Here is a 14,267-nt window from a genome sequence, read left to right as displayed (position 1 = left end):
GGGAGAATGAACAGACAAGTTGGTTCAAGATGTTGAGGACAGTTTATGGATAACTATCAGCAACAATTCATTAATTTACATAAAGGGGAGAGGGTTACAAATGGTCATAAAGGAAATACCGCAACCTAAAACAGATGGAGATTTTGGAAATTTATTATTATTAAATAAAGAAAAACCACTTCAATCTTTAATGAAAATTGCTGATCAAATGGGAGAAATATTTAAGTTTGAAACACCTAATCAGGTTACGCGTTATGTATCTAGTCAACGATTAGTTAAAGAGGTATGTGATGAATCACGCTTTGATAAAAACATAGGCCCAGCACTCAAAAATGTAAGAAGCTTTGCTGGAGATGGTCTTTTTACGAGTTGGTCATACGAAAAGAACTGGAAGAAAGCTCATAACATTTTATTACCAATTTTTAGTCAACAAGCAATGAAAGGGTACCATGCGATGATGGTAGATATCGCTATGCAGTTGATTCAAAAATGGGAGCGCTTAAATGCTGATGAGCATATTGATGTACCAGAGGATATGACACGTTTGACACTTGATACAATTGGACTTTGTGGTTTTAATTATCGCTTTAACAGTTTCTATCGTGATCAGCCTCATCCATTTATTATGAGCATGGTGCGTGCACTAGATGAGTCAATGAGCCAATTACAGCGTGTGAATCCAGATGATCCATCATATAAGGAGAAAAAATTTCAACTTCAAAAAGATATTCAATACATGAATGGGTTAGTGGATAAAATAATTGCAGATCGAAAAATAAGTGGTGAGCAAGGAGATGATCTGCTTGCTCATATGCTAAACGGAAAAGACCCGGAAACAGGAGAAGTGTTAGATGATGAAAATATTCGTTATCAGATGATAACATTTTTAATAGCAGGCCATGAGACGACGAGTGGTCTATTGTCGTTCGCACTTTATTTCCTAGTGAAAAATCCGCATATTTTACATAAAGCAACAGAAGAAGCAACTCGTGTATTGATAGATCCGGTTCCTACTTATAGACAAGTGAAGCAGTTGAAATATATAACTATGGTATTAAATGAATCCCTTCGTTTATGGCCCACTGCCCCTGCTTTTTCTCTATATCCAAAAGAAGACACTGTGCTTGGTGGAGAATATTTGTTAAAGCAGGGAGAAGAGATTAAGGTACTTATTCCACAGCTTCATCGTGATAAAATAATTTGGGGTGAGGATGTAGAGGAATTTCGACCAGAACGTTTCGAGAATCCAAGTACAATTCCACAGCACGCATTCAAGCCTTTTGGAAACGGACAGCGTGCATGTATAGGACAGCAGTTTGCAATTCATGAAGCGGCTCTTGTACTTGGAATGATGTTGAAGCATTTTGATTTTTATGATCATGAAAATTACGAATTAGATATTAAAGAAACTTTAACGTTAAAACCAGAAGGGCTTACTTTAAAAGCAGTATCAAAAAAAATTCCTCTAGGTGGTATCCCTGCTCCTTACCGTGAACAGCCAGAAAAAAATGTTCGTAAAGTAGTGGATTATGTTCATAACACGCCATTACTCGTACTATATGGTTCCAATATGGGGACATCAGAAGGAATAGCACGTGAATTGGTAGATATCGCTCTTAGTAAAGGATTTGCAGCACAAGCTGCTTCATTAGATTCACATGCAGGGAACCTTCCTAAAAAAGGAGTAGTATTGATTATCTCTGCTTCTTATAACGGAAATCCGCCTGATAATGCGAAGAAGTTTGTAGAGTGGTTGGAGAAAGCATCTGAGCATGAAGTGAAAGGTGTTCACTATGCCGTATTTGGCTGCGGCGATAAGAGCTGGGCCACTACCTATCAAAAGGTACCTTTCTTTATTGATGAACAACTTGCAATAAAAGGAGCAGAGCGTCTCACAGAGCGTGGTGAAGGAGATGCAAGTGATGACTTTGAAGAAGCTTATGAAGAGTGGCGTGAGCAGCTATGGAATGATGTAGCAGATTATTTCAATCTTGATATCAAAGGTAATGAAACAAGTGCTTCTACTCTTTCCTTTGAATACGTAGGAAGTGGAGCGGTAGCGACTTTAACAAAAGTGCATTCTACTTTTACAGCACAAGTTGACAAGAATAAAGAATTACAACAGCCATGTAGTGGAAGAAGCACAAGACATCTTGAAATTTCTTTACCGAGTAATGTGACTTACAAAGAAGGCGACCATTTAGGTGTGATTCCAATAAATTACCCTGAATTGGTGAATCGTGTGCTAACTCGTTTTCAGTTAAATGGGTCTCATTTTATCCGGTTAACTAGTGATAATAAAAAATTAGTACATCTTCCTTTAGGGCGCACTGTTTCAATTAATGAGTTACTGCAATTTGTAGAACTTCAAGAACCGGTCACAAGACATCAATTACGTGCAATGGCAGCAAAAACTGTTTGTCCGCCGCATAAAATAGAGCTCGAAGCACTATTAGAAAAACATGTTTACAAAGAACAAGTTTTATCCAGACGATTAACTATGCTTGAATTATTAGAGAGATACCCAGCATGCGAAATGGAATTTAGTAATTTCATAGAATTACTTCCAGCATTGCGTCCACGATATTATTCAATTTCTTCTTCGCCAAGAGTAAATGACCAGAAATTGAGTATTACCGTTGGTGTTGTGGAAGACAACGCATGGAGTGGAAATGGAAAATACAGAGGAATTGCTTCTACCTACTTAGCTCAACTTAAAGAGGGAGATTCGATTACATGTTTTATTTCAAATTCACAGTCTGGATTCGAACTTCCGAAAAATCCTAAAACCCCGATTATTATGGTGGGGCCGGGAACAGGAATTGCACCATTTAGAGGTTTTCTGCAAGCTCGAAAATCAATGAAAATTAATGGTGAATCATTAGGTGAAGCGCATCTCTATTTTGGGTGTCGTTCACCTCAAGAGGATTATCTATATCAAGAAGAACTTGAGCAAACACAGAAAGAAGGAATTGTGGCTCTTCACACAGCTTTCTCTCGAATGAAGGATCAGCCGAAAATATACGTTCAGCATTTAATAAAACAAGATGCTGAAAAGGTGATTAATTTACTTAATCAAGGTGCGCATTTGTATATATGTGGTGATGGAAGAAAAATGGCGCCAGATTTAGAGAATACGCTTATTAAATGTTACGCTAACATTCACAACGTGAGCGAACAACAAGCAAGTGCGTGGTTACAACAGTTAGAAGAAAACCTGTATTATTCAAAAGATGTTTGGGCGGGATAATAAAAAATGTATTAGGGTTCTGTTGCAAAGTTTAAAAATCATTTAATCGTTCGTAATTCGAATAAAACAGGAAATAAGTTTTTTTGGCTGTTCTCAATATTCCACATTTACACATACGGACCCAAATAACAAAAGAGCTGTGATGAAAATCCAGCTCTTTTGTTATTTTTAGGAATTACCTTAAAAAATCATACTCTCATCAAAAAACGCCTTCTCAGATTTCGATATAACCAATGTTTATTTAAAAGCGAATGACATAAGACCTAAATAACAAATGACGTGTTGTAGGCGGAAATAAGCGGTTTAAAGTGAGTTGAGGGTATTATTAAAAATTTTTTATAAAATATCTGAAAACCACAAAATAACCTTGAAAGGTTTCTTGTTTTGTTATAACATAACCTTATAAGGTTATGTTATAAAGATATCTTCTTAAATTATAAAATGGGAATGGGGAGGAAAAAGATATGAAAATTAGTACATCTGAATGGCTTTCTCTTAGTAAGGATATTAAGCTGAAGTTGATCCGTTTGGCTGTCATAGATAGTAAATGTAAACAAGCAAAATAAAAACCCTTCATTTGCTTAAGAGCAAACAAAGGGTTTAGTTAATGAGTGACTGAAGAAGAAGGAAATCTCGTCCATTTCCTTCTTTATTTATTGTAACATAAAAGGAAAAGCACAAACAAAGGAGAATTCTCATGAAAGAAATTGATAAATACATGACACCATCTGAAGCAGCTTTTTATTGGGGGATTCCTCGTGAGACAATTAAGAATAAATATAGCCCTTCTTTAATGAACGAGAAGCAAATAAATGAATTAGAGCGCATGTTACAGGAAGGTTTAGTGAAGTATTTTTTGCATCCTGAAGGGAAGCGTAAGGAATGGATTATAAGCCAGCAGGCAATGTATGAATGGTTTGGAGAACCAAAGAACAAGTAGGAAAGGCTGATAAAAATGCAAGAGGAAACATTTTTCCTGTGGGGAGGATTCAAGAGTGCATTTCGTTTGATTATTTGGTTTTGGATCATTATGTTTTTGCTATTTGGTGAAAGCTTGCTACAATAGAATCAAGTCGAATGTAAAATACCCTTAGGCAGCTCTCATAGATTTATGGTCTATGGGGGCTTTTTCACTACGATATAAAATAATTTCACGTACCGTAATAATTAATAAAAAATAAAAAACCAAATCAATAGTCTACATTTAACTTTGTGTTGAATTAATCCGCTAAGTGGGGTCACTATATTATTTTGGGAAAATTGTACGGTAATGATTACAAAACCTTATCATTACAGCATTTTTTTAAGATGAATACATGTTCAGAAAGATAAAAACCTAAGTTTAATTGAACATTGATTTGTTTACACACTTTATGAGCATGATTACAGCTAGAAAACGTTGATATTATTGAGTTTTATCCTCTGTTCATAAACATACAATTTTCTGGACACATAAAAAAACACATTTTCACACCAAAGAGAAATTATCATCAATTAATAGTAATATAGAGAATTCCTCTGAACCCTTATCGAAAAAACATAGCTCAGAGTAGTTGATACCCCTATATTTTATGTAATTTTGCATATCCAAATAAAGGGGATCGATATGCAGGTTATGATTAAACTATATCAATAACATTAAAATTATATTGAATTATTTTTAAAGGTTACAATAATTATCTTTTATCTTATATATCAACTTATAATTGTTACAACTACTTGAATGAAATGTAATAGTAATTTTATCGATATAATAATTTGGCTGCGAAAATTTTGATACTATTATATAACGGATTTGTTTGTTACTATTCTGTTACTTACATACTTAAAAACTAGATGTTTTAATAAAGGTGTAAATGGTATGACCATTAAGAAAGGAGAAGATAGTACCAATAAAAATTTGGTAAAGCAATAAGCTGGTAAACTGATCGCTGACAAAGTAATCAGTGGTTTCCCCTTTCCTGATTCTATTAATGAGGATTTGGCTCTACATGTAGGAATGAAACACCTACTTGAATACGCACTCCGTCAAAAGATGAAATGATCACATCCCCCCAATACGAGGCGAAGTTCAGTTGATGTTGAAAGTTAGCAAGAGTGACTTTCTCCCTATTCATGGGCCTATATTAATACTACTGTTGTGATGTAAACATTTGTCTGTATGTGACTCCAGTATTGCTTCTGCATAACGTTTAGAGAAGAATGTAGTTTTTATCTTTTTATAATGGAGTCTGATTATTTATGATAAGGGGTTTACATTACCTGTAAATTTAAAAAATTAGTGTTCTTAAAACAAAAAAACAAGCAGAAAGTGAGGAACAACATTATGAATGAAAAAAGTAAAAAAAATGTACGGAAAATCCTACCCGTAGGACTGGCAATGGGGGTCCTATTCAGCGGAATTCCACTAGCCACTCCCTCAACGGAATATAAGGTGAAAGCAGATGTTGATACGTTTGGAACGATTGTTACAACATTTGGAAGTATCTATGACGCGTTTCTTAAAGAGCCGTTTACGGCATGGTTAGAGGAAATCAATGCAAAAACTAGCTATGACAATTTTTATGAAAATATTACTTACAAAGCTCCTGTTTTTCAAAAAGGAGAATTTGGTATTAGTGTGTTTGATTATTATAAAGATAAAAATTTTAGCAAGAAAGTTAAACTTGCTTATCCAAATGGACAAGTTGAATTCAAAACAATCAAACATGGTGAACAAATTCGTATTAAGGAAGCTGGTACAATAGTAGACTTAACTCCTGATGAACCTGAACTATCTAAACATAATCTTTTGTATATTACACAAAAACAACTAGATGAAGGAAATACTGGTGTTTCACTTACGAATTTTAAAACCTATTATCTACAAAGCGACAATAGCGGTCGTAGAAATGAGTTAGGATATAAATTTTTACAACAAACATTCCCAAATGCTTATCATAATGGTATCCGTAATTGGGGTGTTGATGAGGATGCACTTTTCAAGAGATTACCAGCAGAAAAACAAATTCTAGGAACAAGTACTTCAAAGACAGTAGAAAAAAATATTCTTGAAAATTATGTCAATAATGACTCTAATGCCCGTTCAGATTTTGATAATCGATTAATAAATATATTTGCAGAGACTAACCTGACTCTAGAAGCATCTGTGGTAATAGACGGTTATGGATTACCTAATAATGAAATTCAGCAAATTACCCCGATTAAAAAAGGAAGCAATAAAGTATTGATAAAATCAGGTCCGAGGTATCTTACAGGGAAAGAAGACTTTCCGCTTCTATATTCACATTTGATTGGCGATAGCCAAGCATTGGAACTTGTCCAAATCCAAAATAATATTAGCAATCAAATGCAATTCCATTTGATAAACAAGGATGGAGCATATTTGACTCGTATTCATAAGCATGGTTTGGGATTTACCACTGATAAGAACAATGCTTCTAACATTCGTTTCATGGGAAAAACCAGCAATGAAATTGACAATTGGTTAAAAGAATGGTATCCAGGTAAATAAAATGAGAGAGAGTGGACTGAAGTGGGAAACGAGTTTTCCCCGGATGAAAAGGATCCTTCGAAATTGACTGCAACAGATTCTTCTGGAATCGGACAATTATTGAGCGGAATTCTGTGTATCATTTTAGGAATTGTATCCTTGGTAATTAAATAGTTTGCCAGTAAGAGGAGCTAAGATATATAGTCTAGCTCCTCTTACTAGTTAAATATGTCCATTTTATGTCTAAACGTACAATTTTCCCGAAATGATATGGTGACCCCATTGCTATCAATCTAACAAAACAAAATACCCCTTAAAGTGTAAAAATACGCTATTCTTTCTGTAGAATCATAGGAAAGGATGGCGTTTTTGTATGAATCTATCGATTCAAGATGAGTTTCATTTGTTCGCTGAAGAACTACAGCGATATCTATCTCCACATATTCTTCGACAACTTGCACAAGAGACAGGTTTTGTAAAACGTAAAAGTAAGTATGGCGCACAAGATTTGGCTGCTTTATGTATTTGGATCAGTCAACATGTAGCAAGTGATTCTCTCACTCGATTATGTAGCCAGCTTTATGCAAATACAGCTACACTTATGAGTCCTGAAGGACTTAATCAACGTTTTAATCGGTGCGCTGTTTTATTTCTACAGCGTATATTTTCCCTTTTAATCAAAAGCAGACTAAACGATTCGTCTCAAATCCAAAACCAATATACTTCTTATTTTCAACGTATCCGTATTTTAGATGCTACTATTTTTCAAGTCGGGGGTTTTTGCCCATCCCCCGAAAAGGGGGAATAAGACAAAATATACCAACTGGATAGATGTATCTAGTCGAGATACATGTAAAAACGGTTCATATACTGGATTGTATTTACATGTACTTTTTTTATTAAATCACTAATTTACGATAAACAAAAAGCTAATTTTATATCCATGTATAAGATAGAATTAGCTTTTTTAAATGTTTTAAATTATGTAATTGGGCTCACCATATCAAAAAAAGAAAATTGTACGTTTAGACACAAATTGGACAGATTTTAACCAGTTCCGTGTACGTTAAGGAACTGGTTATTTATTTTACAGGTGTTTTTGCCCATACTTTGAGAAAGCAAGCTACATGTAATTTAATCGGTATTCTCTGGTTCATAGTTAATTCAAATCTTCTATATTAATTAACATGTTGATAAAAGATGAGTTAAACCTTAGGAGGTAAGTATATGGCCTACATGTATATTAAAATTTTTGCACCAGAACCGTTAATATTGCGTGTTGTTCTTTAATTGTAACTGTTTATCTCTTCTTTCAAGAATACCTTTAATTCATCTTCTAAATTCATTTTCCTAATGAATTTATCATACAACTCAATAAGTCTTGCTACTTCCATTGACTGTTCTAATACCCGTGTATTATCAGAATTAATTTCTATAATATGATTATCCCGCCATTGTATCTCTTCTTCTAATTCTTTTATTATTGATTCTAATTCCTTTACTTTCCCCATACCCCACCACACTCCCAAATATTTAATTTGTTATTATTAAATTATAATATAAGTAATTCTCTTTATTATATATTTGTTGTTTCCTGTTACAGAATCCTTGTGATAAGGATTCTTTTTTCGTATTATAAATCCACAAAAAAAGATAAGATCGGAGAGGATGATCTTATCTTAAGCATAAGGGAAAAACAAGTGACACAAACCATCTTGGGGTACAGCCGAGATACGTGTAAAAACAGGTCATAGTCTTACTTTTATTTCCAACTACGACCTATTGAGCTTATAAAGGGATTATTGCTATTGTATTATTAATAAGGTTACGAGGATAAATAATTAAAGGTTAATAGGAGATGAATTTGATGAATGAAGAAATAGAAAAAAATGATGTAATGTTCGCTGGCTATCGAAGAGTTGAGCTTTTTGATGAACAATTAGATATAACTTTTCCTATGTTTGTTATGTATCCAACAAATACCCCTGAAAAATTTGAAAATATTGGACCTTATCATTTGAATGTTTCAAGTAATGCTGAACCTCGAGAAGGTGTGTTTAGATTGGTCTTAATATCTCATGGCACCGGTGGTTCACCATTAGTTTATCGAACGATTGCTCGTCACTTGGCTCGTAACGGATTTGTAGTAGGAATGCCTGAACATCCATTCAATAATCGAAACGACAATACCTTGGAAGGTACAGTAGATAATCTAACCATTAGGCCAAAGCATATTTCTATGGCAATCGATTGGTTCTTTAATAGTGAAGATTTTGCAAAAACTTTAAAACCTGATTCTGTTTCAGTCATCGGACATTCTATGGGAGGATACACAGCATTAGCAGCATCGGGAGGAGTACCAACCTCTTTCTCTTATGAGTCTTCTGATGAGAAATCTCATCTTATCAAGATTACACCTGATTACAGAATAAAATCTTTAGTTCTTTTAGCACCAGCTTCAGTTTGGTTTAAAACAAAAGGTGCTTTGGAAGACATAAACATCCCCATTCTAATGCTTGTTGGGGAGAAAGATCAACTTGCACCTTATTTTCATGCAGAAATTATATTAAATGGGATAACTGACAGTACTAAAATTCAGCATAGAATAGTTAAAAACGCAGGACATTTTTCGTTTCTTAGTCCATTCCCAAAAGAAATGACAAATGCATCTTTTCTTCCTTCACAAGATCCACATGGATTTAATCGAGAATATTTCCATCATGAGCTAAATGAAGAGATTACAGAATTCTTATTAAAGAATATACAATAACAAGGGCCGTTTCTTAAACAAACCGAGAAAGGATGATGAATCTCAATGTTAATCAACAATTGGACGCGATTGTTGATTAACACCTAGATTTCTAAACGACTTTATTGTTATATTTTTTAGTGGAATGAAGCATCTTACCTTAAGATTAAACAACTATAAGTAGAGGTATCGACAGCATTTCGGAAAAAACCCACGCTAAGAGCATGCAAGATTTAGTACAGTTTTTGGGTTTATCCAATAACAAACCAGAAACCTAAAACCGCACTATAATAGGAATGTATAAAAAATGTATAAGTCCATAGAACAAAAAAAGAAAGTTCCCTTGTGAGAGTTGGGTTCCCACTTTTCCTTGCTACCAATAATGAGACGTTATGTTAACCTAGAATGAATACTTTATGCAATCAAAATACCTTTCATTATCTATATTCTTGATGTCGTACAATCTGGATAAAAGGTAGAAGGAGAAAGACAATGAAAGAAATTATTAAAGAGATTGTTTCCAAAAACAAAAGATACAAGGTTCAAGTGATCAAACGAAATAATGGTTTTTTCACTACAGAAGTTTTTGCTTGGTTTGAGGATTATGAATATGAGTATTGGGCTCCTATTAAACAAGGAATATCGTTAATTGATACAGAAAAACACGCTATAGCCATAGCAATGGAAGATTTAAAGGGATATTCAGGTGAGAATCATTAGTGAGTGTAGATTACTATGAAAGTCATTGTTTTTTTTAAAAATACATTAAGAATCTTGTTATTAATCAAAATTATGCAAAACAATAAGTTGTTACGTTTTCTTCTCATGATAATATAGATATATATATATTCCAGAAATATTATCAATATTTTATTTTTATATAAGGAGAGACTTAATATGTTAAAACAAATTTTATTAGAAGAGAATGAAAAAGTGAGAAATCAAATTAAAGCTTATTATAAATATAGCAATTTGACTTCTCTTTCAATGTTAAGCGGTATAATTTCTAATTCTCCTGATGTATTTGGATTATTGTTATCAACAAATAAGAGAATAATTTTTTATACAGAAACAATGAAAATGAATAAAATTCTTTTTGAAATTAAACATGAAGAAATCATAAAATTTAAAGAACAGAAGCAAACTGTTGGTTTATTAAAGAAGATTCCTTCAATTGTGATTTGTCATGAAAAAGGGGAAGAAGTTTTTTCAACAATGGGAGATTTAGAAAAGTTTTCTGAATTAAAATGTTTTTTTGATGAAATTACTACGAATCACAGATAAACCAAATATATTTACTTCCGAGAACGATCATTATGTAAATAAGCTGTCCATATGGACAGCTTATTATATTTTTTGCTTAGCGTGGGTTTTTTCTGAAATGCTGGCGATACCCCTATTAACTCTTCACGAGACAAGTAAACGGACCTTTATTTAATACTTAAATTATCATTCCGATTTTTACCACAAATTCTTTTTAATTGTATAGCAGGTGAGAATTTTCTGTACTTATTTCGTTTTAGCTTCCATACTTTATGTATGTAGTGCATTCTTATCAATTTTCCCCATTACTTTAACTCGTAGGGGCATTAACTTTAGAACTCTGCTAATGGATAAGCAAGTTAATAATTATACTTGAAAATGGAGTGATACGATGAATAAGACGTATGATGTCATCATTACCGGTGCTAGATGTGCCGGCTCTACCCTGGCAATTTATCTTGCTAAGGCAGGTTTCCATGTGTTGTTAGTGGACCGAGCGTATTTTCCAAGGGACACATTATCAACCCATACCTTTTTCAATAATACTGTCGCTCTTCTTCGAGAAACCGGTGTCCTGGACAAGTTATTGGAAACAAAAGCACCGCCGGTACGGGATATTAAATTTCAATTTGAGGATACCGTGATAGAAGGTCTCATCCCTGAGGTTTACGGAGAGGAAAGTTGTTATTGTATTAGAAGAACTTATCTCGATCATATTCTACTTGAACAAGCCAAATCCCAAATGAATGTAACTGTTTTAGAAGGATTTCGTGTGACGGATGTCATCCGTGATGACGAAACAGTGATAGGCGTGAAAGGTTTAGACGGCGACAACGAGAAACAAGAATTTTTAGCTCGCCTGGTAGTCGGGGCAGACGGCCGATCCTCTATTATTCGCAAGCTGGTAAAAAGTGAACTCAAAATAAGTATTCCGGCAACAGTCGGCATCTATTTCGGGTATTTCTCTGGATTTCGCCACGATAATGTCCCTAAATTTGAAGTATACAAGATAAAAGATAACACAGCCATTCTCTTTCCGACGAATGATGATTTATATGTAATTGTCGGCATTTTCCCATTAGAAAATAAGGAATTGATAGAACGGTTGAAATTAAATCCGGAAAGCTGTCTACGCAATTTCTTTACAGATAACTTTCCGAATACAACAATTGGGGCGCGTTTGAAAAATGCAGAACTAGTAGAACCGGTCAAAGGCATTCTCGGATATGATAATTACTGGTATAAAGGAATGGGAAAAGGATGGGCGTTGGTTGGAGATGCAGTTTGTTTTAAAGATCCTGGCATGGCGCAGGGTATCCATGATGCTATATGTGGAGCACGTATATTATCCAATATTCTATCAAAATATAAGGGACAATCCGATCAATCAAATCAAATGTCTGAAGAATATCAAAAGGCAATAGAAGATGAGTTTATGGTTCGGTTTCACATGGGATGCCAAATTTCGAAGAATGAACGCATATCTGAACAACAAGATGCTGTCAACAAGCTAATCAGTTCCCATCCAGAGGCTATAGAGAAGTTTTTAGGGATTTACAATTATGCAAACGAGCCCGCTGCTTTAGAAAAAGAACTCGCACGAATTATGCAATCGATTTAGCAATGATTTTAGAGATTAAGTGATTTAAGTACAAAAATAATTCACTATGAACCTCCCCCACTTACTCGCTTCCGCTTGAAGTGGGGATTTCTTAGTATCAACAAAGACAAGGTCCCATGAGAAGCGGATTTTCCATCTCCTCTCTGCACCTATGCAGGGACTCCTTTTCTTCATTTGACTAAGCAACTTCTGCACATGCAGAAGGGTGGGAACACACCGTCTACTACTTTTTGCTTACGCAATCCACAAATACTTTCTCTTCGTTTCTTCCGGGATATGACACATCTTTCCGTACAGTTCTTTTGCCAAAATGTTGCGGGCACCGTGAATGTCCCTGTGTTCTTCGTAGCCGCACACACAAACGTAGTTACGTGTCCGCACTTTCTTTCTTCTTTGGCAACAAGGGCATGTTTGAGAAGTGTATGCTTCGTCTACGAGAAACAATAGAGGTACCTTTAGCAATCTAACCTATTTCGATGCTGGAGCCAGAGTGACTTCGGGTGATGTTACCTTGTCATAAAAATCTACGAATTTGTCACGATCGGCGCTATCACGGTAAGCCATGGCGACACGTGGATGTTCATTAAGTACACCAGAGATCATGTAAGGTATGATATAGCCTCACTCCCACTCTTGTCGCATTTCTAACAAGAGTATATCTTACTAGTGAATTCTGTATATATTATTATGTTGATTTTTCGCGTTAAAGACAAAATAATTCAAAGTAAACTTTTAGCCAAAAGTTTACTTTCATTTCCTTATAAACATTGACTTTTATCTGATTTCATTGATATTATAAAAATAGACAAAAAAGTATACATTCAAATCATTGAAAATAAAGGGATTGAAAAACAGATGGATAAAAAGAAACATTTAATCGATGTACAACCAATTCGAAGCAAAGAACAGCTCGAAGATATGAAATGGTCTCTTAAACGTCATTGTTCAGATCGTGATTACATTTTATTTCTAATTGGTATTAATACGGGGTTACGTGTAAGTGATTTACTTAAAATGGAAACGAGTGAAATTTTAAAACTGAAGCGAAAAAAACGAAAAGAATTTAAAGTAAAAGAAGGAAAGACAAAAAAGGAGCGTATCATAAATATTACGTCCATTTTTGAGGAAGTACTTCCATACGCTGAAAGTCTAAAAAGTCCCTGGTTATTTCCTTCTCGAAAAGGGGATAAACCTATTAGTAAAATTCAGGCCTATAGACAGTTACAAAAAGCCGGGGATTTTGCCGGAGTTGAATCTTTAGGAACTCATACCATGCGTAAAACATTTGGATATTGGTTTTACAAGCAAACAAAAGATATTGCTATGTTACAAGAAATATTGAATCATAGTACACCACAAATTACACTAAGATACATTGGTATTAATAAAGAAGAAAAAGATAATGTACTTGATACATTCCGCATCTAATTTAAATTAGATGCTTCTTTATTTTCGGAGAATCGATAAGACGGTTATGCAATTATGCATATCCGTCTTTATTATTTTAATAGTAATAAAATCTAATATATAATTAAAAAGTTTTTAATGAATTAATAAGGAGATGCGAGTATGAAGAAAGTCATAGGACTTATAGTATCATTATTTTTTTTATTTTCTACCTATGCACCAACATTTACAGAAGCAGCCGAAGTTTTAAATAAGGTAGGCTGGGTGAAAGAAAATGAGAATTGGTACTATTACGAAAAAGACGGTAGTAAACGAAGCGACAACATTACTTTAGATGGAATAGAGTATTCCTTCTTTAAAGATGGAAGGTTATACCAAGGGAGAAAGTAAGCAGGGAAAGACAATTTATATTATAGTGAACCTGGTAAATTAAAGACCGGATGGAGCTTTTCTGCAACTTCATGGAGCTATTTAAAAGATGGGA

At 34.2% G+C, this 14,267-nt stretch carries 11 protein-coding genes and 2 pseudogenes; 10 read left to right on the top strand and 3 right to left on the bottom strand.

From position 1 onward, the window contains the following. Window positions 1-100: 100 nt before the first annotated feature. From JDS81_RS16490 to JDS81_RS16475, 4 genes and pseudogenes are all read left to right on the top strand, one after another. A complete protein-coding gene (locus JDS81_RS16490) occupies window positions 101-3,250 on the top strand; it encodes a bifunctional cytochrome P450/NADPH--P450 reductase (protein ID WP_199688593.1) in 3,150 nt (1,049 codons plus the stop codon). A gap of 697 nt (window positions 3,251-3,947) precedes the next feature. Next, a complete protein-coding gene (locus JDS81_RS16485; protein WP_097955029.1) occupies window positions 3,948-4,190 on the top strand; it encodes a helix-turn-helix domain-containing protein in 243 nt (80 codons plus the stop codon). A gap of 1,386 nt (window positions 4,191-5,576) precedes the next feature. Next, entirely contained in the window at window positions 5,577-6,764 is a 1,188-nt protein-coding gene (locus JDS81_RS16480; RefSeq protein ID WP_098656405.1) for a hypothetical protein, read from the top strand. A gap of 352 nt (window positions 6,765-7,116) precedes the next feature. Then, window positions 7,117-7,405, top strand: a pseudogene (locus JDS81_RS16475) (IS4 family transposase); the annotation flags it as partial. Window positions 7,406-8,029: 624 nt separating this feature from the next. Here JDS81_RS16475 and JDS81_RS16470 read toward each other — a convergent pair. Then, the gene (locus JDS81_RS16470; RefSeq protein WP_000521113.1) at window positions 8,030-8,254 is read right to left on the bottom strand and encodes a hypothetical protein; all 225 of its coding nucleotides are present in this window, start codon (window positions 8,252-8,254) and stop codon (window positions 8,030-8,032) included. A 356-nt stretch (window positions 8,255-8,610) separates the two neighbouring features. On the opposite strand from JDS81_RS16470, the gene JDS81_RS16465 reads away from it, so the two are divergent. The 4 genes from JDS81_RS16465 (at window position 8,611) to JDS81_RS16450 (ending at window position 12,376) form a co-directional block, all read left to right on the top strand. Next, a complete protein-coding gene (locus JDS81_RS16465) occupies window positions 8,611-9,513 on the top strand; it encodes an alpha/beta hydrolase family protein (RefSeq protein ID WP_141506616.1) in 903 nt (300 codons plus the stop codon). 471 nt (window positions 9,514-9,984) lie between these two features. Continuing rightward, a complete protein-coding gene (locus tag JDS81_RS16460) occupies window positions 9,985-10,212 on the top strand; it encodes a hypothetical protein (protein ID WP_199688587.1) in 228 nt (75 codons plus the stop codon). A gap of 177 nt (window positions 10,213-10,389) precedes the next feature. Beyond that, window positions 10,390-10,776 carry a hypothetical protein gene (locus JDS81_RS16455; RefSeq protein ID WP_199688585.1) on the top strand — a complete coding sequence of 129 codons (387 nt, stop codon included), beginning with the start codon at window positions 10,390-10,392 and terminating at the stop codon, window positions 10,774-10,776. A 370-nt stretch (window positions 10,777-11,146) separates the two neighbouring features. Continuing rightward, window positions 11,147-12,376 carry an NAD(P)/FAD-dependent oxidoreductase gene (locus JDS81_RS16450; RefSeq protein ID WP_199688583.1) on the top strand — a complete coding sequence of 410 codons (1,230 nt, stop codon included), beginning with the start codon at window positions 11,147-11,149 and terminating at the stop codon, window positions 12,374-12,376. A 234-nt stretch (window positions 12,377-12,610) separates the two neighbouring features. Here JDS81_RS16450 and JDS81_RS16445 read toward each other — a convergent pair whose 3' ends face one another. After that, a complete protein-coding gene (locus tag JDS81_RS16445) occupies window positions 12,611-12,820 on the bottom strand; it encodes a zinc ribbon domain-containing protein (protein WP_098718819.1) in 210 nt (69 codons plus the stop codon). A 24-nt stretch (window positions 12,821-12,844) separates the two neighbouring features. Beyond that, window positions 12,845-13,027 (bottom strand): annotated as a pseudogene (locus JDS81_RS30455) (nucleoid-structuring protein H-NS); the annotation flags it as partial. 204 nt (window positions 13,028-13,231) lie between these two features. Here JDS81_RS30455 and JDS81_RS16440 point away from each other — a divergent pair. After that, on the top strand, window positions 13,232-13,804 hold the full coding sequence (locus JDS81_RS16440) for a tyrosine-type recombinase/integrase (RefSeq protein ID WP_199688581.1): 573 nt from the start codon (window positions 13,232-13,234) through the stop codon (window positions 13,802-13,804). Window positions 13,805-13,945: 141 nt separating this feature from the next. Beyond that, window positions 13,946-14,173: a hypothetical protein gene (locus JDS81_RS31080; RefSeq protein WP_374221159.1), complete on the top strand. Its 228-nt coding sequence runs from the start codon at window positions 13,946-13,948 to the stop codon at window positions 14,171-14,173. Window positions 14,174-14,267 lie beyond the last annotated feature (94 nt).

It is taken from the genome of Bacillus cereus group sp. N31, assembly GCF_016483245.1.
In the GTDB taxonomy this organism is placed as follows: domain Bacteria; phylum Bacillota; class Bacilli; order Bacillales; family Bacillaceae_G; genus Bacillus_A; species Bacillus_A toyonensis.
Note: the sequence above shows the minus strand (reverse complement) of the source record. Positions and strands in the feature narration are given on the sequence as shown.